The sequence below is a fragment of the Pseudomonas sp. GW821-FHT02B10 genome, assembly GCF_059421865.1.
The window spans coordinates 619,620-640,720 of record NZ_JBWKVU010000001.1 but is presented as its reverse complement, the minus strand read 5'-3'; the positions used below and the strand labels follow the sequence as shown (position 1 = coordinate 640,720).

The 21,101-nt window shown below is 63.9% G+C and carries 19 protein-coding genes; 9 read left to right on the top strand and 10 right to left on the bottom strand.

Translation table 11 applies throughout. The features are described from left to right. Nucleotides 1-98: 98 nt before the first annotated feature. The 3 genes from AC07VU_RS02950 to AC07VU_RS02940 form a co-directional block, all read right to left on the bottom strand. Nucleotides 99-428, bottom strand: a complete 330-nt coding sequence (locus AC07VU_RS02950) for an amidase (protein ID WP_495029499.1) — start codon at nucleotides 426-428, stop codon at nucleotides 99-101. Next, nucleotides 425-1,522, bottom strand: a complete 1,098-nt coding sequence (locus AC07VU_RS02945) for a serine hydrolase domain-containing protein (protein ID WP_495029498.1) — start codon at nucleotides 1,520-1,522, stop codon at nucleotides 425-427. Before AC07VU_RS02945 ends, AC07VU_RS02950 begins: the two co-directional genes overlap by 4 nt. Nucleotides 1,523-1,694: 172 nt before the next feature. After that, nucleotides 1,695-2,570 carry an acyl-CoA dehydrogenase middle domain-containing protein gene (locus tag AC07VU_RS02940; RefSeq protein WP_495029497.1) on the bottom strand — a complete coding sequence of 292 codons (876 nt, stop codon included), beginning with the start codon at nucleotides 2,568-2,570 and terminating at the stop codon, nucleotides 1,695-1,697. Nucleotides 2,571-2,710: 140 nt separating this feature from the next. Between AC07VU_RS02940 and olsB the strand changes: the two genes are divergently transcribed. Further along, nucleotides 2,711-3,466, top strand: coding sequence for an L-ornithine N(alpha)-acyltransferase (gene olsB / locus AC07VU_RS02935; protein WP_007926556.1), 756 nt, complete (start codon nucleotides 2,711-2,713; stop codon nucleotides 3,464-3,466). Continuing rightward, nucleotides 3,466-4,260, top strand: coding sequence for a lysophospholipid acyltransferase family protein (locus AC07VU_RS02930; RefSeq protein WP_053259881.1), 795 nt, complete (start codon nucleotides 3,466-3,468; stop codon nucleotides 4,258-4,260). The genes olsB and AC07VU_RS02930 overlap by 1 nt, the downstream gene beginning before the upstream one ends. A 27-nt stretch (nucleotides 4,261-4,287) precedes the next feature. Here AC07VU_RS02930 and AC07VU_RS02925 read toward each other — a convergent pair whose 3' ends face one another. Continuing rightward, nucleotides 4,288-4,869: an acyl carrier protein phosphodiesterase gene (locus AC07VU_RS02925; protein ID WP_053259880.1), complete on the bottom strand. Its 582-nt coding sequence runs from the start codon at nucleotides 4,867-4,869 to the stop codon at nucleotides 4,288-4,290. Between the two features lie 153 nt (nucleotides 4,870-5,022). Between AC07VU_RS02925 and AC07VU_RS02920 the strand changes: the two genes are divergently transcribed. Genes AC07VU_RS02920 through AC07VU_RS02910 form a run of 3 tightly spaced genes read left to right on the top strand, consistent with a single transcriptional unit; the run spans nucleotide 5,023 to nucleotide 7,595 of the window. Next, nucleotides 5,023-5,337: an ArsR/SmtB family transcription factor gene (locus AC07VU_RS02920; RefSeq protein ID WP_007926562.1), complete on the top strand. Its 315-nt coding sequence runs from the start codon at nucleotides 5,023-5,025 to the stop codon at nucleotides 5,335-5,337. Between the two features lie 13 nt (nucleotides 5,338-5,350). Next, nucleotides 5,351-6,517 (top strand): MFS transporter, encoded by a 1,167-nt coding sequence (locus AC07VU_RS02915; protein WP_277588038.1) that lies wholly within the window; start codon nucleotides 5,351-5,353, stop codon nucleotides 6,515-6,517. Between the two features lie 28 nt (nucleotides 6,518-6,545). Beyond that, nucleotides 6,546-7,595, top strand: a complete 1,050-nt coding sequence (locus AC07VU_RS02910) for an alkene reductase (protein ID WP_007926565.1) — start codon at nucleotides 6,546-6,548, stop codon at nucleotides 7,593-7,595. A gap of 76 nt (nucleotides 7,596-7,671) precedes the next feature. Here AC07VU_RS02910 and AC07VU_RS02905 read toward each other — a convergent pair whose 3' ends face one another. Both AC07VU_RS02905 and emhR read right to left on the bottom strand, forming a co-directional pair. Further along, nucleotides 7,672-8,559 (bottom strand): DMT family transporter, encoded by an 888-nt coding sequence (locus AC07VU_RS02905; RefSeq protein ID WP_009042511.1) that lies wholly within the window; start codon nucleotides 8,557-8,559, stop codon nucleotides 7,672-7,674. A 162-nt stretch (nucleotides 8,560-8,721) separates the two neighbouring features. After that, nucleotides 8,722-9,354 (bottom strand): efflux system transcriptional repressor EmhR, encoded by a 633-nt coding sequence (emhR, locus tag AC07VU_RS02900; RefSeq protein ID WP_277588036.1) that lies wholly within the window; start codon nucleotides 9,352-9,354, stop codon nucleotides 8,722-8,724. 264 nt (nucleotides 9,355-9,618) lie between these two features. Between emhR and emhA the strand changes: the two genes are divergently transcribed. The 4 genes from emhA (at nucleotide 9,619) to AC07VU_RS02880 (ending at nucleotide 16,948) form a co-directional block, all read left to right on the top strand. After that, nucleotides 9,619-10,776, top strand: coding sequence for an efflux RND transporter periplasmic adaptor subunit EmhA (emhA, locus tag AC07VU_RS02895; protein ID WP_009042509.1), 1,158 nt, complete (start codon nucleotides 9,619-9,621; stop codon nucleotides 10,774-10,776). A gap of 3 nt (nucleotides 10,777-10,779) precedes the next feature. Continuing rightward, nucleotides 10,780-13,926: an efflux RND transporter permease subunit EmhB gene (emhB, locus tag AC07VU_RS02890; protein WP_277588035.1), complete on the top strand. Its 3,147-nt coding sequence runs from the start codon at nucleotides 10,780-10,782 to the stop codon at nucleotides 13,924-13,926. Beyond that, complete coding sequence (gene adeC / locus AC07VU_RS02885; protein ID WP_053259877.1) at nucleotides 13,923-15,383, top strand: AdeC/AdeK/OprM family multidrug efflux complex outer membrane factor; 1,461 nt, start codon at nucleotides 13,923-13,925, stop codon at nucleotides 15,381-15,383. Before emhB ends, adeC begins: the two co-directional genes overlap by 4 nt. Before the next feature lie 299 nt (nucleotides 15,384-15,682). Further along, the gene (locus tag AC07VU_RS02880; protein WP_274305760.1) at nucleotides 15,683-16,948 is read left to right on the top strand and encodes an OprD family porin; all 1,266 of its coding nucleotides are present in this window, start codon (nucleotides 15,683-15,685) and stop codon (nucleotides 16,946-16,948) included. Between the two features lie 222 nt (nucleotides 16,949-17,170). Here the strand turns inward: AC07VU_RS02880 and pcaC are convergent, their stop codons facing one another. Genes pcaC through AC07VU_RS02860 form a run of 4 tightly spaced genes read right to left on the bottom strand, consistent with a single transcriptional unit; the run spans nucleotide 17,171 to nucleotide 21,093 of the window. Continuing rightward, nucleotides 17,171-17,563: a 4-carboxymuconolactone decarboxylase gene (pcaC, locus tag AC07VU_RS02875; protein WP_007926582.1), complete on the bottom strand. Its 393-nt coding sequence runs from the start codon at nucleotides 17,561-17,563 to the stop codon at nucleotides 17,171-17,173. 10 nt (nucleotides 17,564-17,573) lie between these two features. Further along, on the bottom strand, nucleotides 17,574-18,374 hold the full coding sequence (gene pcaD / locus AC07VU_RS02870) for a 3-oxoadipate enol-lactonase (RefSeq protein WP_495029496.1): 801 nt from the start codon (nucleotides 18,372-18,374) through the stop codon (nucleotides 17,574-17,576). Nucleotides 18,375-18,385: 11 nt separating this feature from the next. Continuing rightward, nucleotides 18,386-19,750, bottom strand: a complete 1,365-nt coding sequence (locus AC07VU_RS02865) for a 3-carboxy-cis,cis-muconate cycloisomerase (protein ID WP_277588033.1) — start codon at nucleotides 19,748-19,750, stop codon at nucleotides 18,386-18,388. Nucleotides 19,751-19,797: 47 nt separating this feature from the next. Continuing rightward, nucleotides 19,798-21,093 (bottom strand): MFS family transporter, encoded by a 1,296-nt coding sequence (locus AC07VU_RS02860; RefSeq protein ID WP_007926588.1) that lies wholly within the window; start codon nucleotides 21,091-21,093, stop codon nucleotides 19,798-19,800. Nucleotides 21,094-21,101: the final 8 nt, after the last annotated feature.

The window sequence follows — 21,101 nt, the reverse complement described above, 5'->3', positions numbered from 1 at the left end:
CAAATGTGGTTCCACAGGGTGGAACCTTGTGCGGGGAGCCAATCAGCACGGGGGCTGGAAGCCCCGGGAAAGGATTACCGATCTTTACGCGGCGCCGTTCAGGGCTCCAGTCGACAGCCCTGGCGTTCGCCCAGCCAGACAGCGCTGTGGCTGCGTCCCAGGCCGCTGGCGCTGACCCGCTTGTGCTCGGCATCGTCCTGCAGGCTTTTGAGCGGCAGGTACTGCTGCACATAACCTTCGCAGTACTCGGCGGCGTTATGCATCACGTAGCGGCAGGAGCAGTACTCCTTGGCGCTGTAGGCGCTGAGGATGTCCGGGAAGGCCCGCAGGGCGACCCGCTCGCTCCAGCCCCAGCCGAGCAAGGCCAACAGCGCCAGCAACAGCAGGCTGGCGAAGGGATGGCGCGCGAGCCACGGACGCCGGCTCATGGCTGCGCCTGCCGGGCGAAGGCCGCCAGCGCCAGCTTGAGCAATGCGTTGTGGCTATAGCTGCCGTCGCGGTCGTCGGCATAACGCACGATCACCAGCCCGGCGCTGGGAATCACGTACAACGCCTGCCCCCAATGGCCCAGCGCCGCGAAGGTATCGGCCGGCGCGTCCGGCCAGGGCGACGGGGCTCCGCCAAAGGCGCGGTTGAGCCACCAATGACCGCCGGGCACCAGCTCGTCCTGATTGGCCTGATAACCGGCGAACGGCGTGCGACTGAATTCGACCCAGTCCCTGGGCAGCAACTGGCGCTCGCCCCAGCGCCCGTCGCGCAGCATCAACAGGCCGACCCGCGCCAGATCGCGGGCCGTGAGGTAGGCATAGGAGGAACCGACGAAGGTGCCGGTGGCGTCGCTTTCCCACACGGCGTGGGTAATGCCCAGGGGCTCGAACAGCGCCTGCCAGGGATAGTCGGCATAACGCTGGGCGCCCAGCATGCCTTTCAGGGCCGCCGACAGCAGGTTGCTGTCGCCGCTAGAATAGCGAAACACCTGCCCCGGCGGGCTGAAGGCCGGGTGCTCGGCGGTAAAGCTCGCCATATCGCCGTGGCCGCGGGTGTAGAGCATGGCCACCACCGAGGACTTGAGGGGCGCGTACTCGTAATCCTCCTGCCAGTCCAGGCCCGAGGCCCAGTGCAGCAGGTCGGCCAGGTTGATGTCCGGGTGCTGGCGCAGCGCCGGCAGGAAGCGCGCGGCCTTGTCCTGCAACTGGAAACGTCCTTCGCCATAGGCCACGCCCAGCACCGCGGCCAACAGGCTCTTGCTGATGGACCAGGTCAGGTGCGGGGTGTCGGCGTTGGTCGGGCCGGCGTAACGCTCATAGATCAACTGGCCGTCGCGGATCACCAGCAAGGCGTCGCTGCGGATGCCCAGGCGGGTCGCCTCGTTCCGGGGCGCGAAGGCATAAGCCTCCAATGCCTCAAGGGCCGGGCCGCTGGCTGCGGGCCCCTTGCTCCATTGCGCGCCGGGCCAATTCTCGGCCCAGGCCGGTGGGAGTATGAATAGCAGCGCGAGCAGCAGGGTTGAGCCTTTGAGCATGGCGGGAACTCAGACAGGGTAACCCGCTGAGGGTAGACCAGAGATATGACAGTTTTTGTCCGGCCGACGCTCCTGCGGACCTATCGCGAGCAAGCTCGCTCCTACAGAAAAGCGACCCTGCTTATGTAGGAGCGAGCTTGCTCGCGATGGGCCGCACAGCGGCCCCCTCCTTCTATAGAGCCAGCGCCTTGGCCAGGCGTTTGCTCCGCGCGCCCGCCGCCAGGTCCAGCACCGCCCGATCGCGCTTCCACAATTCGGCCCACTGCGGCGGGCCATCGGCAAAGGCCTGCTCAAGGGCCGGCTTGAGCCCGTCGAACTGGGCGAACAGGCCACCCAGCAACACATGCCCGCTGCCCAGTGAGGGGTTCTGCCGGCTGACTTCCGCGCAACCGGCGAGCAAGGCCAGCAATTGCAGGAGCAGGGTCTGCGGCCAGTCGTTGTCCTGGCCGACGCCATACAGCCAGGCGGTCATGGCGCTGAGTACATAGATGTCTTCCAGGGTGCGGAAGGGTTTGACGTAGGCATCCCAACCGTCGCCCGCCAGCCGTTCGCACAGGGCGTTATCCAGTTGCAGGCGGCCGTGGCTGATATCCGGCATCAGCGGGATCGCCGGCAGCTTGTCGACCTTGACCCCGGGCTCGCCGGCATAGACCACCGCCAGGTTCAAGCGCGGCGACTCGCCTGGCGCTTCGCAGCGAGCGGCGATCAGCAGCCAGTCGGCGGCATCGCCGGCGGTGACAAAATCCTTGCGCCCGTTCAGGTGCAGGTCCTGCAGGCGGGTCTGCATATCGGCCGGGCGCAGGCTGCGCTGCTCGGTGGCGCACAGCGCACCCAGGCTCAGCGGCGCGCTGGGCCAGAGCATGCGCAAAGCCGCCTGGTAGCCCACCAGGAAGGCCAGCCCCGGGGTGGCCATCAACCTCCCACCGCGCACCGCCAGCTCGAAGGGCGTCACCGGTCCCAGTTCCTGTAACAACGCGGCATAACCTTCGGCCAGGTCCGGGTGGGCGGGCAGCCGGCGACGGCTGTGCAGCAGGGCTTGCCAGGGCATAAGCGGGTCCTCAGGGGCTGTCATATAAGCATCACCAAAGCTTCATGGCGATGACACCGGGGCTACATAGCCTGACTTTGCACAACAAAGTCGATCGGCTGCAACCCAAGGCGGGTCAGTGGCCCGCACGGAGATTCACAATGACTCAGATCGCCCGCATCAGCGACACCGGCAATGAACGCCGCCTGCAAGCCGAGCGCCTGGTGGGCGCCGCGGCCCTGCAAGAAGCCCAGGCCCTGCGCTTCAACGTCTTCAGCGGCGAGTTCAACGCCAAACTGAAAGGCGCGGAGCTGGGTCTGGACATGGATGACTATGATGTCCACTGCAGCCACATCGGCGTGCGTGACTTGAACAGCGGCCGCCTGGTCGCCACCACCCGCCTGCTCGACCACCAGGCCGCCAGCAGCCTGGGGCGTTTCTACAGCGAAGAAGAATTCAGCCTGCACGGCCTGGTCCAGCTCAAGGGCCCGATCCTGGAGATCGGCCGCACCTGCGTCGACCCGGCCTACCGCAATGGCGGCACCATCGCCGTGCTCTGGGGCGAGCTGGCCGAAGTGCTCAACCAGGGCGGCTACAGTTACCTGATGGGCTGCGCCAGTATCCCGATGCAGGACGGCGGCGTGCAGGCCCACGCGATCATGCAGCGCCTGCGCGAACGCTACCTGTGCACCGAGCACCTGCGCGCCGAACCGAAGAACCCGCTGCCGAACCTCGATATCCCGTCCAACGTCATCGCCGAGATGCCGCCGCTGCTCAAGGCCTACATGCGCCTGGGCGCGAAGATCTGCGGCGAGCCGTGCTGGGACCAGGATTTCCAAGTGGCCGACGTGTTCATCCTGCTCAAGCGCGATGAGCTGTGCCCGCGCTACGCCCGTCACTTCAAGGCGGCCGTGTGATGCGCCGGCTACGGGTCTACGGGCGCATCGCCCGGGTGCTGCTGGTGGTGGCGCTGGGCCTGAGCATGGCCTGCGTGTTCGGCGTGTTCGAGCGCCTGGGCGTCGCCCATTCCATGGTCCGGCGCCAGCGCTGGTCGCGCTTTTTCATGGCGCGCCTGAGCAATGCCCTGCCCTTCGGCGTGACGGTGCACGGCGAGGTGCCGAAGCAGCCGATGCTGTGGGTCAGCAATCACGTGTCCTGGACCGATATCCCGTTGCTCGGTGCGCTGACACCGCTGTCGTTCCTGTCCAAGGCCGAAGTGCGCACCTGGCCGGTCGCCGGCTGGCTGGCCGCCAAGGCCGGCAGCCTGTTTATCCGCCGCGGTTCGGGCGACAGCCAGTTGATCCGCAAGCAGATGACCCGCCATCTGCAGCAAACCCACCCGCTGCTGATGTTCCCCGAAGGCACCACCACCGACGGCCGCAGCCTGCGCACGTTCCACGGTCGCCTGCTGGCCAGCGCCATCGACGCCGACGTGGCGTTGCAGCCGGTGGCCATTCGTTACCTGCGCGATGGCGATATCGATCCGCTGGCGCCGTTCATCGGCGACGATGATTTGCTGTCGCACCTGATGCGCCTGTTCGCCAACGATCAGGGCCGGGTGGAAATCCATCTGCTCCAGCCGATTGCCTGTCAGGGCCAGGAGCGCGCCGCGCTGGCGTTCCAGGCGCAACAGGCGGTGCAGAAGGTTCTGTTTGGCGACATCGCCCAGCCAGCCGAGCCACGGCGTGCCGGCGACCTGATCGCCGCCTGAGCCTGGAGGAGCCGGCCTTGCCGGCTCCTACCGCGGCTGCATATGTTGCGCGGCGAACGCCTGCAACTGCGGGTAGAACGCCCGGAAGTCCTCGCTCAACGGCTGATACAGCCGCTCCAGCTCGCCCATCGCCGCCGCCAGCTCTTCCGGGCGTGACAGGCGCCGGGCAATCCCCCGCAACACCTGCTCCAGCACCTCGAACTCGCGGTAGGAACCCAGCCAGTCATGGGCGGCCATATGCGGCGCGATCTGCGCCAGGCGCCCGGGCAACCGGGGTTCGGCCGCCAGCACCCGGTACACGTCCGAAGTGAACAATTCCAACGGCCGGTCGGCATAGAGCATCCAGTCACGGGCCAGGCAGTGGTCGAAAAACACGTCCAGGACGATGCCGGCATAACGCCGGCGGGTCAGGGAAAAACGCGACAGCGACTCACCCACCAACGGATGACGGTCGGTAAAGATATCGATGCTGCGATGCAGCTGGATCGCCGCCTCGATTTCCGGGTTGAACTGGCCCTGCAGGCGCCCTTTGACGAAGTCGCCATACAAACTGCCGAGTAATTGACCGGGGCGCTGGCCGCCGAGATGCAGATGTGCGAGATAATTCATTCGCGCAGCTTAGCACCGCGCCTCACATATCGTTATAACCCGATATACCGATTAATGCTGATCTCAGATCAAAATCATATTGGTATATCGCGAAATAGCGATTTAAAGTTCGCTTCATCGCGATATAACGTTTTACGGAAACCGAGCACCGCCATGTCCATCGACCTCGACGAAATAATAAAAGCCCTGGCGCACCCAGTACGACGAGACATCCTTATCTGGCTCAAGGACCCGAAGGTCCAGTTCCCCGATCAGACCCACAACCACGAGTACGGCATCTGCGCCGGACAGATCGACCAACGCTGCGGCCTGTCGCAGTCGACCGTCTCCGCGCACCTGGCGACCTTGCAGCGGGCCGGCCTGATCAGCAGCCAGAAAGCCGGCCAGTGGCACTTTTTCAAACGCAACGAAGATGTGATCCAGGCCTTCCTCGAGAAGCTGACCGCAGAACTTCGCATCAAAGACTGACAAGGACCCGACAATGCCCCTCTCGCTCCTCATCCTGGCCTTGAGCGCCTTCGCCATCGGCACCACCGAGTTCGTCATCATGGGCCTGCTGCCCGATGTGGCGAACGACCTGGGTGTGTCGATCCCCGGCGCCGGCTGGCTGGTGACCGGCTACGCCCTGGGCGTGGCGATCGGCGCGCCGTTCATGGCCCTGGCCACCGCCAGGCTACCGCGCAAGGCCGCCCTGGTGGCGTTGATGGGGATTTTCATCGTCGGCAACCTGCTGTGTGCCCTGGCCAGTGACTATGACGTGCTGATGTTCGCCCGTGTGGTCACCGCCCTGTGCCATGGCGCCTTCTTTGGTATCGGTTCGGTGGTCGCGGCAGGCCTGGTGCCCGCCAACAAGCGCGCTTCCGCCGTGGCCCTGATGTTCACCGGCCTGACCCTGGCCAACGTGCTCGGCGTACCGCTGGGCACCGCCCTGGGCCAGCAGGCCGGCTGGCGCTCGACCTTCTGGGCGGTGACCGTGATCGGTGTGATTGCCCTGATCGGCCTGATCCGCTTCCTGCCCGCCAAGCGCGATGAAGAGAAGCTCGACATGCGTTCGGAACTGATCGCCCTCAAGGGCGCCGGGATCTGGCTGTCGCTGAGCATGACCGCGCTGTTCTCCGCCTCGGTGTTCACCCTGTTCACCTATGTCGCCCCGCTGCTGGGCGAGGTGACTGGCGTCTCGCCCCAGGGCGTGACCTGGACCCTGGTGCTGATCGGCCTGGGCCTGACCCTGGGCAACATCGTCGGCGGCAAGATGGCCGACAAGAGCCTGTCGGGAACCCTGGTCGGCGTGCTGATCGCCATGGCCGTGACCAGCTCCGTGCTGACCTGGACCAGCGTCGCGCTGATCCCCACCGAAGTCACCCTGTTCCTCTGGGCCACCGCCTGCTTCGCCGCGGTGCCCGCCCTGCAGGTCAACGTGGTGACCTTCGGCAAGGCCGCGCCGAACCTGGTGTCCACGCTGAACATCGGCGCCTTCAACATCGGCAACGCCCTGGGCGCCTGGGTCGGCGGCAGCGTCATCGCCCACGGCTACGGCCTGGTCAACGTGCCGCTGGCGGCCGCCGCGCTGGCGGTCCTGGCCCTGCTGGTGACGCTGATTACCTTTCGCCAGGGCGGCAATGCCGAACTGGCTCCTGCCACCAACTGATACGTTCATCTAAAGAAGGGTGTATTTCATGACGACTATTTTCGATCCGATCAAACTCGGCGACCTCGAGCTGGCCAACCGCATCATCATGGCGCCGCTGACCCGCTGCCGCGCCGACGAAGGCCGCGTACCGAACGCGCTGATGGCCGAGTACTACGTACAACGCGCCTCCGCCGGCCTGATCCTCAGCGAGGCCACCTCGGTGACCCCGATAGGCGTGGGTTACCCGGACACCCCGGGCATCTGGTCCAACGACCAGGTGCGCGGCTGGAGCAACGTGACCAAGGCCGTTCACGGCGCCGGCGGCAAGATCTTCCTGCAACTGTGGCATGTGGGCCGGATCTCCCATCCGAGCTATCTGAACGGCGAAGCGCCGGTCGCGCCCAGCGCCATCCAGCCCAAGGGCCATGTCAGCCTGGTGCGTCCGCTGGCCGACTTCCCGACCCCGCGTGCCCTGGAAACTGCTGAAATCGCCGACATCGTCGACGCCTACCGCGTCGGTGCCGAGAACGCCAAGGCCGCCGGCTTCGACGGCGTGGAAATCCACGGCGCCAACGGCTACCTGCTGGACCAGTTCCTGCAAAGCTCCACCAACCAGCGCACCGACCAGTATGGCGGCTCCCTGGAAAACCGTGCGCGGCTGATGCTGGAAGTGACTGACGCGGCGATCGAAGTCTGGGGCGCCGGCCGTGTGGGCGTGCACTTGTCGCCCCGTGCCGACCTGCACGACATGGGTGATGAGAACCTCTCGGAAACCTTCACCTACCTCGCCCGCGAGCTGGGCAAACGCGGTATCGCCTTTATCTGCTCGCGCGAGAAAGAAGGCGCCGACAGCCTCGGCCCACAACTGAAAGAAGCCTTCGGCGGCCCCTACATCGCCAACGAACGCTTCACCAAGGACAGCGCCAACGCCTGGCTGGCCAGCGGCAAGGCCGATGCCGTGGCCTTCGGTGTGCCCTTCATCGCCAACCCGGACCTGCCGGCCCGCCTGAAGGCCGATGCACCGCTGAACGACGCGCGTCCCGAGCTGTTCTACGCCAAGGGCCCGGTCGGCTATATCGACTACCCGACGCTGTAAGACGCTTCAATAAAAAGCCCCGGACTCGCAAGAGCCGGGGCTTTTTCATGCCCGTTCACCTGAAGGTGGGGCGCGATCAGCCGCGTTTGCGCTGGCCCCAGGCCACGGCCAGGCCGCTGAGGCAGATCACCGCGATCCCGACTATGCCGAAGCTGTCCGGGGTGTGATCGAAGATCAGGTAGCCGTACATGCCGGCGAACAGGATCTGCCCGTAGCTGAATGGCGCCAGCATCGCCGGCGCGGCATGGCGGAAAGCCTGGGTCAGCAACAGGTGGCCGAGCATGCCGCAGGTCCCGAGGCCGATCATGAACAGGGCGTGCCCCAGGGTCGGCGTGCTCCAGAAGAACGGCAGCGCCGCGCTCATGATCAGGCTGTTGAGAATCCCGGTGAGGAAGTTGCTGGTGGTGGGGCTGTCGACCCCGCTGAGTTTGCGGGTGAGCAACTGGTAGAAGCCGAAACACAAGGCCGAGCACAGCGGCAGCAGGATCGCCGGGGTGAACAAGGCGCCGCCCGGACGAATCACGATCAATACCCCGACGAAACCGGCCAGCACCGCCAGCCACTGGCTGCGGGTCACCCGCTCGCCCAGCAGCGGCACGGACAAGGCGGTAACCAGCAAAGGCGCGAGGAAGTTGACCGCGGTGGCCTCGGCCAGGGGGATATAACGCAGGCCGGTGGTGAAAAACAGGCTGGTGCCGATCAGGCACAAGGCGCGCAACAGTTGCAGGCCCGGGCGCTTGGTACGCACCACGGCGGAGAAACCGCTGCGCGGCACGAACACCACCAGCATCAACAGCGTGTGCACCACATACCGAGCCCAGACCACCATGACGATGGGATAGAACCCGGACAGGTATTTGGACAGGGTGTCATGACTGGCGAACAGCAAAACCGCCAGGCAAATCAGTGCTATACCTTTCACCGGCTGCTCGGTGCCCTTATAAGCTGCGGTACTCACACTCATTCACATACTCGCAACAATTTCCCTACAAAATACGTAGCTCGCTATCTATCAAGATAAAGTCGGCACGTATATAAAGGCATCCCGGTGAGCCATGACGAATGAAACATCGCGTTTTATAACGCGCAAACGTTGACATCTGCTGACGTAATTCCGCATTTTGTCTCAATTACGCAGGCTGGGACTCAGGCGCAGCATGTCCAATCCGGTATCGATCCAGCGCTCCGCTTCCTTATGGAGTTCGAAACTGTCCGGCGCCAACAGCCACTGATAAAGAATGCCATCAATATAGGCGTGGATACTGATGGCCGCCCGGGCAGTATCGAGGTTCTCGGGCAGTTGTCCCCGCTTCACGGCATTACGCAACCCCAGCTCGATATGCACGTTGCAATCCAGGCTGGCCGCGCGACGCTGGCGCCGCAAGTCGCACATTTCATCGGTGAATTCGCACTTGTGAAACAAAATCTCATTAATGCGTCGGGTTTTCGGGTCCAGGGCAATTTGATGAAACAAATGAATCAGCAGCTTGCGCATGCATCCCAGCGGGTCGACTTCCTCTTCGTCTTCACTGGCCCTGGCCATTTCATTCAGCGGCTCGCGCAAGGTATCGAGCATGGCCTGCACCAGATCCGCCTTGTTGCTGAAATGCCAGTAAATAGCTCCACGCGTGACACCGGCCAACGCCGCGATATCGGCCAGGGTGGTACGCGCCACACCGCGCTCGTAGAAGGCTTTTTCAGCCGCCTCGAGTATCTGTTTGCGGGTTTCTTGAGCTTCCTCTTTGGTACGACGGACCATGGCAGTAAACCTCGATCAGGATGTTTCAGCGATGCATGAAGCTCATCTGAATAAATATGGAACGGCATCTCGGGTGCCGTTTGCCCAGCCTACAATTCGACACTTGCAACGGCTTTTGTAACCGAATGGGTACGCCGCCAAGGTATTTACAAACAACCATGAACGTAAGTATATTCCTTAGCAAGCTACTTATCCACTCAGCACTCGTTTTTTACCCTTCCACTTTTCGAGTGCGCATTTTGCGCGCCTGACCCGAGGATCTTCATGCAACTCAAGCCAGCTGTTACCGCTCTGGTCACTGCCGTCGCCCTGGCATCGCTGCTCAGCGGATGTAAAAAGGAAGAGGCGGCTCCCGCCCCACAAGCCCCTCAGGTCGGCGTAGTCACCCTGCAACCTCAAGCCTTTACCCTGACGTCCGAGCTTCCAGGGCGCACCACTGCGTTCCGGATCGCCGAAGTCCGTCCTCAGGTCAACGGCATCATTCTCAAGCGTCTGTTCAAGGAAGGCGGCGACGTCAAGGAAGGTCAGCAGCTCTATCAGATCGATCCGTCGGTCTATGAGTCGACCCTCAAGAGCGCCCAGGCCAACCTGCAATCGACCAAGTCGATCTCCGATCGCTACAAGCAGCTGGTCGACGAGCAAGCCGTAAGCCGCCAGGAATACGACACCGCCGTCGCCAACCGCCTGCAATCGGAAGCCGCGCTGCAGAGCGCCCAGATCGACCTGCGCTACACCAAGGTGCTGTCGCCGATCTCCGGGCGTATCGGCCGTTCTTCGGTCACTGAAGGCGCATTGGTCAGCAACGGTCAGTCCACCGCCATGGCAACCATCCAGCAACTCGACCCGATCTATGTCGACGTCACCCAGTCGTCGGTCGAGCTGCTCGAGCTGCGCCGCGAGCTGGAAAGCGGTCGCCTGCAGAAGGCTGGCGACAACGCCGCCAAGGTCAAGCTGACCCTGGAAGACGGCAGCCAGTACAAGCTCGACGGCAAGCTGGAGTTCTCCGAAGTGTCAGTCGACGAAACCACCGGTTCCGTGACCCTGCGCGCGGTGTTCCCGAACCCGGAACACACCCTGCTGCCCGGCATGTTCGTGCACGCGCAACTGCAGGCCGGCGTGAATGCCGCGGCGATCCTCGCCCCGCAACAAGGCGTGACCCGCGACCTCAAGGGCACACCGACCGCCCTGGTGGTTGGTCCGGACAACAAGGTTGAACTGCGTCAGCTCAAGGCCAGCCGCACTGTCGGCAACCAGTGGCTGATCGAGGACGGCCTGAAGGCCGGTGATCGCCTGATCACCGAAGGGCTGCAATTCGTCCGACCTGGCGTCGAAGTCAAAGCCAGCGAAGCGACCAACGTTCCAGCAAAAAACCCGGCCACTGCACAGGCAACTGACAAAGCTGCAGGCGGCAAAGGGGAGTAAACCATGTCGAAATTTTTTATCGACCGTCCGATTTTCGCCTGGGTAATCGCCCTGGTGATCATGCTGGTCGGGGCTCTATCGATCCTCAAATTGCCGATCAACCAATACCCGAGCATCGCGCCTCCAGCGATCGCCATCTCCGTGACCTACCCAGGCGCGTCCGCACAGACCGTGCAGGACACCGTGGTCCAGGTCATCGAGCAGCAGCTCAACGGTATCGACAACCTGCGTTATGTGTCCTCGGAAAGTAACTCCGACGGCAGCATGACCATTACCGCGACCTTCGAGCAGGGCACCAACTCGGACACCGCGCAGGTCCAGGTACAGAACAAGCTGAACCTGGCCACCCCGCTGCTGCCGCAAGAAGTGCAGCAACAGGGTATCCGCGTGACCAAGGCGGTGAAGAACTTCCTGTTGGTGATCGGTGTGGTTTCCGAGGACGGCAGCATGTCCAAGGACGACCTGTCGAACTACATCGTGTCCAACATGCAGGACCCGATCTCGCGGACCGCGGGCGTGGGTGACTTCCAGGTGTTCGGTGCCCAGTACGCCATGCGTATCTGGCTCGACCCGGCCAAGCTGAACAACTTCAACCTGACTCCGGTCGACGTGAAAAACGCCGTGGCGGCGCAAAACGTCCAGGTGTCGTCCGGCCAGATCGGTGGCTTGCCAGCCCTGCCAGGCCAGCAACTGAACGCCACCATCATCGGCAAGACCCGCCTGCAGACTGCCGAGCAGTTCAAGGCCATCCTGCTGAAGGTCAACGCGGACGGCTCGCAAGTGCGTCTGGGCGATGTCGCGGATGTGGCCCTGGGCGGTGAAAACTACTCCGTCAGTGCCCAGTTCAACGGTGCCCCGGCTTCCGGCCTGGCCGTGAAACTGGCCAACGGCGCCAACGCCCTGGACACCGCCAAGGCCCTGCGCAAGACCATCAGCGACCTGGAGCCGTTCTTCCCACAAGGGATGAAAGTGGTATTCCCGTACGACACCACCCCGGTGGTGACCGAGTCGATCAAGGGTGTGGTTGAAACCCTGGTCGAAGCGATCGTGCTGGTGTTCCTGGTGATGTTCCTGTTCCTGCAGAACTTCCGCGCCACCGTCATTACCACCATGACCGTTCCGGTGGTGTTGCTGGGTACCTTCGGTATCCTTGCGGCCGCCGGCTTCAGCATCAACACCCTGACCATGTTCGGCATGGTGCTGGCCATCGGCTTGCTGGTGGACGACGCCATCGTCGTGGTGGAAAACGTCGAGCGGGTAATGGCCGAGGAAGGCCTGTCGCCCAAGGAAGCGACCAAGAAGTCCATGGGCCAGATCCAGGGCGCCCTGGTCGGTATTGCCCTGGTGCTGTCGGCGGTACTGCTGCCGATGGCATTCTTCAGCGGTTCCACCGGTGTGATCTACAAGCAGTTCTCGATCACCGTGGTCTCGGCCATGGCCCTGTCGGTCCTGGTTGCCCTGATCTTCACCCCGGCCCTGTGCGCCACCATGCTCAAGGCCATTCCCCACGGCGAACACGCCACGCCGAAACGCGGCTTCTTCGGCTGGTTCAACCGGACCTTCGACCGCAGCGTCAAAAGCTACGAGCGTGGCGTGGGCAACATCCTGCGGCACAAGGCGCCTTATCTGCTGGCCTACGCGCTGATCGTGGTCGGCATGATCTGGCTGTTCGCCCGCATCCCGACTGCGTTCCTTCCGGAAGAAGACCAGGGCGTACTGTTCGCCCAGGTACAAACCCCGGCCGGTTCCAGTTCCGAGCGGACCCAGGTGGTAGTCGATGAAATGCGCGCCTACCTGCTGGACAAGGAAAAGGACACCGTGGCCTCGGTCTTCACCGTGAACGGCTTCAACTTCGCCGGTCGTGGCCAGAGTTCGGGCATGGCGTTCATCATGCTCAAGCCGTGGGACGAACGCTCCGTGGAAAACAGCGTGTTCAACCTGGCGGCCCGGGCCCAGCAGCACTTCTTCAGCTTCCGCGATGCGATGGTGTTTGCCTTCGCCCCGCCGGCGGTACTGGAGCTGGGTAACGCCACCGGTTTCGACGTGTTCCTGCAGGACCGCGCCGGTATCGGCCACGAGAAACTGATGGAAGCGCGCAACCAGTTCCTCGGCATGGCGGCGCAAAGCAAGATCCTGTCCCAGGTGCGTCCGAATGGCCTGAACGACGAGCCGCAGTACCAGCTGGAAATCGATGACGAGAAGGCCAGCGCCCTGGGCGTGACCATCTCCGACATCAACAACACCTTGTCGATTGCCCTGGGCAGTAGCTACGTCAACGACTTCATCGACCGCGGTCGGGTGAAGAAGGTGTACATCCAGGGTCAGCCTAACGCTCGCATGAGCCCCGAGGACCTGAAGAAGTGGTACGTGCGCAACAGCGCCGGGACCATGGTGCCGTTCGCCTCCTTCGCCAAGGGCACGTGGATCTACGGTTCGCCGAAACTGGCTCGTTACAACGGCGTGGAAGCGGTCGAAGTCCTGGGTGCCCCGGCGCCGGGCTACAGCACCGGTGAAGCCATGGCCGAAGTCGAAGCCATCGCCAAGAAGCTGCCGGCCGGTGTCGGTATCTCCTGGACCGGCCTGTCCTACGAGGAACGCCTGTCGGGCTCGCAAGCTCCCGCGCTGTACGCCTTGTCGTTGCTGATGGTGTTCCTGTGCCTGGCGGCGCTGTATGAAAGCTGGTCGATTCCGATCGCGGTCATGCTGGTGGTGCCGCTGGGGATCATCGGTGCGCTGATGGCGACCAGCCTGCGCGGCCTGTCCAACGACGTGTACTTCCAGGTGGGGCTGTTGGTGACCATCGGCCTGGCGGCGAAAAACGCCATTCTGATCGTCGAGTTCGCCAAGGAACTGCACGAAGAGGGCCGCAGCCTGGTGGACGCGGCGATCGAAGCCTGCCGCATGCGTCTGCGTCCGATCGTCATGACCTCCCTGGCCTTCGTGCTCGGTGTGGTACCGCTGGCCATCTCCACCGGCGCAGGCTCGGGTAGCCAGCATGCGATCGGTACCGGGGTGATTGGCGGTATGCTCACCGCGACTGTCCTGGCGATATTCTGGGTGCCTTTGTTCTTCGTCACCGTGTCCTCGATGAGCCGCCGCAAGGCACTCGAAGCGCAACCTACCGAAACTCCTGAAGAGGCTGGCCAATGAGCAAGTCGCTACTCTCCCTCGCAATCACCGCCGCCGTGCTGAGTGGTTGCTCGCTGATACCGGATTATCAGCAGCCGCAAGCGCCGGTCGCGGCGCAATACCCGCAAGGGCCGGCCTATTCGCCTGCGGAGGCTGCCAACCAGGCAGCCGCCGAACAGGGCTGGCGGCAATTCTTCCATGACCCTGCCCTGCAGCAGCTGATCCAGACCGCGCTGGTGAACAACCGTGACCTGCGGGTCGCGGCACTGAACATCGACGCCTACGCCGCGCAGTACCAGATCCAGCGCGCGGACCTGTTCCCGGCGATCTCGGCCAACGGCAGCGGCAGCCGTCAACGCACCCCGGCACGGCTGTCGCAGACCGGTGAAGCGGCCATCTCCAGCCAGTACTCGGCAACCCTGGGTGTCAGCGCTTATGAGCTGGACCTGTTCGGTCGCGTTCGCAGCTTGAGCGAGCAGGCCTTGCAGACCTACTTCTCCAGCGAAGAAGCCCGGCGCAGCACGCAGATCAGCCTGGTGGCCAGCGTGGCCAACGCCTACCTGACCTGGCAGGCCGACAAGGAACTGCTCAAGCTGACCCAGGACACCCTGGCGGCCTACGAGGAGAGCTACCGCCTGACCTCGCGCAGCAACGAAGTCGGCGTGGCCTCGGCCCTGGACCTGAGCCAGGCGCGGACCTCGGTGGAAAACGCCCGGGTGCAACTGGCGCGTTATACCCGCCAGGTGGCCCAAGACGAAAACAGCCTGACCCTGCTGCTGGGTACCTCGATCCCGGCCAACTTGCCGAGCCCGCAGCCGTTGTCGGCCGACCTGCTCAGCGAGTTGCCCGCCGGCCTGCCGTCGGAACTGCTGCAACGCCGTCCGGACATCCTCGCCGCCGAGCACAACCTGAAAGCCGCCAACGCCAGTATTGGCGCGGCACGCGCGGCGTTCTTCCCGAGCATCAGCCTGACCGCCAATGCCGGGACCTTGAGCCCGGATATGGGCGGCCTGTTCAAGGGCGGTTCGGGCACCTGGTCGTTCGCGCCGCAGATCAATATCCCGATCTTCAACGCCGGCAGCCTGCGCGCCAGCCTGGATTACTCGAAAATCCAGAAAGACATCAACGTCGCACAGTACGAGAAGTCCATCCAGACCGCCTTCCAGGAAGTCTCCGATGGCCTGGCCGCACGCCAGACCTACAACCAGCAGTTGCAGGCCCAGCGTGACTTCGTCAATGCCAACCAGGACTACTACCGCCTGGCCGAGCGTCGCTACCGTATCGGTGTCGACAGCAACCTGACCTTCCTCGACGCCCAGCGCTCGCTGTTCAGCGCGCAGCAAGCGTTGATCACCGACCGGCTTGCGCAGCTGACCAGCGAGGTCAACCTGTACAAGGCCCTGGGCGGCGGTTGGAACGAGCAAGGTTCGCAGCAAGCGGAAGTGAGCAAAGAGGCACCGCCACTGAAGCTGTTCTGAGTGCATGACGCTTGAAAAAAACCCACCTTGCGGTGGGTTTTTTTATGGGCCGCAGACCGCCGTCACTTGTGTTCGTTAATCGCCCAAAACCCGCCAAGGCCAATTGAACAGGGCCGTTGATCCAACGCACCATTCCCCGCACCTACAAAAACCAATAACAACAGGTTCGTCATCATGACCCCGCGCCCTGCCCGCTCCGGCTGATTCCGTTCCATCCACCCTCCCGGTTTCAACCTTGTCTGCAACCTGACGTTGCGGCAGCGCCCAGCCTCACCCCTAACAATTAGAGAGCCCGATCCATGAAGCCATCCACTCGCACTCCCTATTCACTGCTGCCCAGCCTGCTGGCTGTCAGCATCGCCAGCACGGCCCTGCCGGTCATGGCCGCGGAGTCCGGCTTTCTCGAAGACACCAAGGTCAACCTGAACCTGCGCAACTTCTACATCAACCGCAACTTCACCAACCCGGGCAAGGCCCAGGGCAAGGCTGAAGAATGGACGCAGAGCTTCATCCTCGACGCCAAATCCGGCTTCACCCAAGGCACCGTCGGGTTCGGCATGGACGTGCTGGGGCTGTACTCGTTGAAGCTCGATGGCGGCAAAGGCACCGGCGGTACCCAGTTATTGCCGCTGGATCACGACGGGCGCCCGGCCGACCACTTCGGCCGCACGGGCGTGGCATTCAAGGCCCGCCTGTCGCAGACCGAGGTCAAGGTCGGCGAATGGATGCCGGTACTGCCGATCCTGCGCTCGGACGACGGTCGCTCCCTGCCCCAGACCTTCCGCGGCGGCCAGATCACCTCGAAGGAAATTGATGGCCTGACCCTCTACGGCGGCCAGTTCCGCGCCAACAGCCCGCGTGACGACAGCAGCATGAGCGACATGTCGATGACCGGCAAAGCGGCCTTCACCTCCGACCGCTTCAACTTCCAGGGCGGCGAATACAGCTTCAACGACAAGCGCACCCAGGTCGGGGTGTGGAACGCCCAGCTCAAGGACATCTACAGCCAGCAATACCTCAACCTGATCCACAGCCAGCCGCTGGGCGACTGGACCCTCGGCGCCAATATCGGCTTCTTCTACGGCAAGGAGGATGGCAGCGCCCGCGCCGGCGACCTGGACAACAAGACCTGGTCGGGCCTGTTCTCGGCCAAGTACGGCGGCCACACCTTCTACGTCGGCCTGCAGAAGCTCACCGGCGACAACGCCTGGATGCGTGTCAACGGCACCAGCGGCGGCACCCTGGCCAACGACAGCTACAACGCCAGCTACGACAACGCCCAGGAAAGATCCTGGCAGCTGCGCCATGACTACAACTTCGTCGCGGTCGGCATCCCCGGCCTGACCCTGATGAACCGCTACATCAAGGGCGACAACGTGCACACCGGCACCATCACCGACGGCAAGGAATGGGGACGCGAGAGCGAACTGGCCTACACCGTGCAAAACGGCACGCTCAAGAACCTCAACGTCAAATGGCGCAACTCGACCATGCGCCGCGACTTCAGCACCAACGAGTTCGACGAGAACCGCCTGATCATCAGCTACCCGATCAGCCTGCTGTAAGCCCACTCGCTCGCCCACACCAAAAACAAGGCCAGCCCCATTCCCCGGGGCTGGCCTTGTTTTTGTAGGAGCGAAGCTTGCTCGCGATGATCGTCAACGATGGCGCGTACTGACTGGCTGAACGTGGTGCTCTCAGGTTCATCGCGAGCAAGCTCGCTCCGACAGGGAAAACGCAGCGGCGCCGAGTTGCTCGGCGCCGCGCTCCTTTATAGGCGTGGGTTATCAGCCGCGGGATTCGACACCCAGCTCGTCCCACACCGACTCGGCGAGGTGGAAGGTCGCGTTGGCCGCCGGAATGCCGCAGTAGATCGCGCTCTGCATGATCACTTCCTTGATCTCGGCGCGGCTCACGCCGTTGTTGGCGGCGGCACGCAGGTGCAGCTTGAGCTCTTCGTTGCGGTTCATGCCGATCAGCATGGCGATGGTGATCAGGCTGCGGGTATGGCGCGGCAGGCCCGGACGCGTCCAGATATCGCCCCAGGCATGCCGGGTGATCATTTCCTGGAACTCCGAGTTGAACTCGGTCAGGGTGCTCAGGCTGCGATCGACATGGGCATCGCCCAGCACCGCGCGACGCACTTGCATGCCTTCGGCGTAACGTTGTTTCTCGTCCACGGGGGGCTCCTTAAATACGCTGGTCGGCCAGCAAAAATGCCACGACCCGCTCGCTGAACGCAGCGCCAGCCTGGACGTTGGACAGGTGCGCCGCATGGAACTCGGCGTATTCGGCGCCGCGTACGCGCTCCTGGATAAAGTGCCCGCCCGAAGGTGGCGTGACCGCATCTTCGGTACCGGACACCACCAGGGTCGGCGCCTCGATCGCCGACAATTGATCGCGAAAATCCGCATCGCGCACCGCCGCGCAGTTGGCGGCATAACCCTCGGGCGAAGTAGCCGCCAGCATGTCGGTGATCAGCTTGGCCTGGTCCGGGTGCGCCGCGGCGAAGTCCGGGGTGAACCAGCGGGCGATCGAGGCATCGCGCAATGCGACCATGGCCGCCTGGCCGTCGCGCAGCACGGTTTCGATGCGTGGATTCCATACCGACGGGTCGCCGATCTTCGCCGCGGTGTTGCACACCACCAGTTTGTTCAGGCGCTCGCCGGCATTGATACCCAGCCACTGGCCGATCAGCCCGCCCATGGACAGGCCGCAGAAATGCGCACGCTGGATATGCAGGGCGTCCAGCAGCGCCAGCACGTCGCGCCCCAACTGCTCGATGCTGTAGGGGCCTTCGGTGACCAGGGATTTGCCGTGGCCGCGGGTGTCGAAACGCAGCACCCGGAAGTGCTTGGTAAAGACCGGAATCTGCATATCCCACATGTGCAGGTCGGTACCCAGGGAGTTGGACAGGACCAGCACCGACGCATCGGCCGGGCCGTCCAGTTGGTAATGCAATTCGCCATCGGCGAGTTGTACGAATGCCACGGCAGTCTCCTTCAGGCGTTCAAGGCTAAATGTTCGGCCACGGCGCGCTCGACCCAGGCGTGTGCCTGGCCGAGGTAATGCGCCGGGTCCAGCAGGCGATCCAGTTCCGCCGCCGACAGCTCGGCGGTCACTTGCGGCTCATCCCCCAGCACCGCGCGCAGATGCCGCTGTTCGGCCACCGCGCGCTTGCAGCATTGCTCCAACAGATGGTGCGCGGTCTCGCGGCCCAGGCGCTGGGCCAGGGCGATGCTCACGGCTTCCGCCAGCACCAGCCCCTGGGTCAGGTCGAGGTTCCTGGCCATGCGCGCGGCGTCGACTTCCAGCCCGTCGGCCACCAGCAGCGCCTGTTGCAAGGCGCCGGACACCAGGCAGCAGATCTCCGGCAGGGTTTCCCATTCGGCGTGCCACAGCCCCAGGCTGCGTTCGTGCTCCTGGGGCATGGCGCTGAACATCGTCGCCAGCAGCCCGGGAACCCGGGTCGCCGCGCCGATCAACACCGCCGCGCCCACCGGGTTGCGCTTGTGCGGCATGGTCGAGGAACCGCCCTTGCCCGGCGCCGACGGCTCGAAGGCTTCCGCCGCCTCAGTCTGCATCAACAGGCTGATGTCACGGCCGAGCTTGCCGAGGCTGCCGGCGATCAGGCCGAGTACCGAGGCGAACTCCACCAGCCGGTCGCGCTGGGTGTGCCAGGGCTGTTCCGGCAGGCTCAGTTGCAACTCCTCGGCCAGGGCCTGGGCAATCGGCAGGGCCTGCTCGCCCAGGGCCGCTAGGGTCCCGGAGGCACCGCCGAACTGCAGCACCAGCAGGCGTGGCTTGAGCTGCGCCAGACGCTCGCGGCTGCGGCTCACAGCCCCCAACCATCCAGCGATCTTCATGCCGAGGGTGACCGGCGTGGCATGTTGCAGCCAGGTGCGGCCGGCCATGGGGGTGGTGGCATAGCGCTGGGCCTGCGCGGCCAGGATGCCGCCCAGGCGCGCCAGGTCGTTGTCGATCAGGCTCAGCGCCTGCCGCAGTTGCAGGACCAGCCCGCTGTCCATCACATCCTGGCTGGTGGCGCCCAGGTGCACATAACGCTCGGCGCTGGCATCGCTCTTGGCGATCTGCTTGCCCAGGGCCTTGACCAGCGGAATCGCCGAGTTGCCCGCGGTGGTGATAGCCTGGCCCAAAGCGGCAAAATCATAGAGCCCGGCCCGGCAGGCCGCCTCGATCGGCGCCACCGCAGCGGCCGGGATTACCCCGACCCGGGCCTCGGCCCGGGCCAGCGCGGCCTCGAAGTCGAGCATGGCCTGGACCCGCCCCTGGTCGCAGAACACCGCGCGCATATCGCGGGTGGTGAAGTAGGCATCGAACAGTTGGTTGCTCGCCGGTGTGCTCATAAACAATCCTTTGGGGCGTGCGTCCGCGACGGACGCACGCGGACAGGTCACAGATCGTGGTGCAGGTACGCCGCCTGTTTCGGCAGGCGCAGGCTGAACAGGAAGGCAATCGCCATCATCGCCGTCACGTACCAGTAGAAGGTGTTTTCCATGCCCAGGGATTTCAGGCCCAGGGCCACGTACTCCGCCGAACCGCCAAACAGCGCATTGGCCACCGCATAGGCCAGGCCGACCCCCAGCGCCCGCACTTGCGGCGGGAACATCTCGGCTTTTACCAGGCCGCTGATGGAGGTGTAGAAACTGACGATCGCCAGGGCCAGGGTGATCAGCACGAAGGCCAGGAACGGGCTGGTGATGGTTTTCAGGGTCAGCAGGATAGGCACGGTGCACAGCGTGCCCAGCGCGCCGAACCAGAGCATCGAGTTACGCCGACCGATCTTGTCCGCCAGCATGCCGAACAGCGGCTGCATGCACATGTACAGGAACAGCGCGCCGGTCATGATGTAGCTGGCGGTCTTGGCGTGCATGCCGGCGGTGTTCACCAGGTATTTCTGCATATAGGTGGTGAAGGTGTAGAAAATCAGCGAGCCGCCGGCGGTGTAGCCAAGCACCGTGACAAAGGCCTTCGAGTGATGCTTGAACAGCGCGGCCACGCTGCCGGCGTCCTTGTCTTCACGCATTTCCTTGCTGGTGGTTTCTTTCAGCGAGCGCCGCAGCAGCAGGGAGATCAGGGCCGCGATGGCGCCGATCACGAACGGAATCCGCCAGCCCCAGGCCTTGAGCTGCGCCTCGTCGAGAAACTGTTGCAGGATCACCACCACCAGCACCGCCAGCAGTTGCCCGCCGATCAGGGTCACGTACTGGAAGGACGCGAAGAACCCGCGCTGGCCCTTGAGCGCGACTTCGCTCATGTAGGTCGCGGTGGTGCCATATTCACCGCCCACCGACAGGCCCTGGAACAAGCGCGCCATCAACAGCAACGCCGGCGCCCAGGCGCCGATGCTGGCGTAGGTCGGCAGGAAAGCGATGACCAAGGAGCCGGCGCACATCATCAGCACCGAAATCATCATGGAATTCTTGCGCCCGTGCTTGTCGGCCACCCGGCCGAACAGCCAGCCGCCGATAGGACGCATCAGGAACCCGGCGGCGAACACGCCGGCGGTATTGAGCAGTTGCACCGTGGGGTCGTCGGAGGGGAAAAACGCCGGGGCGAAATAGATCGCGCAGAAGGCGTAGACGTAGAAGTCGAACCATTCGACCAGATTGCCGGAGGAAGCGCCGACGATCGCGAAGATCCTCTTGCTGCGCTCCTCGGTCGTGTAGTGACTGGTTAACGTTGTCATGGCTTTTC

Bases quoted from the DNA above. Each gene is read 5' to 3' on its own strand.
- AC07VU_RS02920 (WP_007926562.1), top strand. From the start codon at position 5,023: ATGTCCATCGACCTCGACGAAATAATAAAAGCCCTGGCGCACCCAGTA.
- AC07VU_RS02945 (WP_495029498.1), bottom strand. From the start codon at position 1,522: ATGCTCAAAGGCTCAACCCTGCTGCTCGCGCTGCTATTCATACTCCCA.
- emhB (WP_277588035.1), top strand. From the start codon at position 10,780: ATGTCGAAATTTTTTATCGACCGTCCGATTTTCGCCTGGGTAATCGCC.
- AC07VU_RS02860 (WP_007926588.1), bottom strand. From the start codon at position 21,093: ATGACAACGTTAACCAGTCACTACACGACCGAGGAGCGCAGCAAGAGG.
- AC07VU_RS02940 (WP_495029497.1), bottom strand. From the start codon at position 2,570: ATGCCCTGGCAAGCCCTGCTGCACAGCCGTCGCCGGCTGCCCGCCCAC.
- AC07VU_RS02910 (WP_007926565.1), top strand. From the start codon at position 6,546: ATGACGACTATTTTCGATCCGATCAAACTCGGCGACCTCGAGCTGGCC.
- AC07VU_RS02950 (WP_495029499.1), bottom strand. From the start codon at position 428: ATGAGCCGGCGTCCGTGGCTCGCGCGCCATCCCTTCGCCAGCCTGCTG.
- emhA (WP_009042509.1), top strand. From the start codon at position 9,619: ATGCAACTCAAGCCAGCTGTTACCGCTCTGGTCACTGCCGTCGCCCTG.
- adeC (WP_053259877.1), top strand. From the start codon at position 13,923: ATGAGCAAGTCGCTACTCTCCCTCGCAATCACCGCCGCCGTGCTGAGT.
- AC07VU_RS02865 (WP_277588033.1), bottom strand. From the start codon at position 19,750: ATGAGCACACCGGCGAGCAACCAACTGTTCGATGCCTACTTCACCACC.
- AC07VU_RS02905 (WP_009042511.1), bottom strand. From the start codon at position 8,559: ATGAGTGTGAGTACCGCAGCTTATAAGGGCACCGAGCAGCCGGTGAAA.
- AC07VU_RS02915 (WP_277588038.1), top strand. From the start codon at position 5,351: ATGCCCCTCTCGCTCCTCATCCTGGCCTTGAGCGCCTTCGCCATCGGC.
- AC07VU_RS02930 (WP_053259881.1), top strand. From the start codon at position 3,466: ATGCGCCGGCTACGGGTCTACGGGCGCATCGCCCGGGTGCTGCTGGTG.
- emhR (WP_277588036.1), bottom strand. From the start codon at position 9,354: ATGGTCCGTCGTACCAAAGAGGAAGCTCAAGAAACCCGCAAACAGATA.
- AC07VU_RS02925 (WP_053259880.1), bottom strand. From the start codon at position 4,869: ATGAATTATCTCGCACATCTGCATCTCGGCGGCCAGCGCCCCGGTCAA.
- AC07VU_RS02880 (WP_274305760.1), top strand. From the start codon at position 15,683: ATGAAGCCATCCACTCGCACTCCCTATTCACTGCTGCCCAGCCTGCTG.
- olsB (WP_007926556.1), top strand. From the start codon at position 2,711: ATGACTCAGATCGCCCGCATCAGCGACACCGGCAATGAACGCCGCCTG.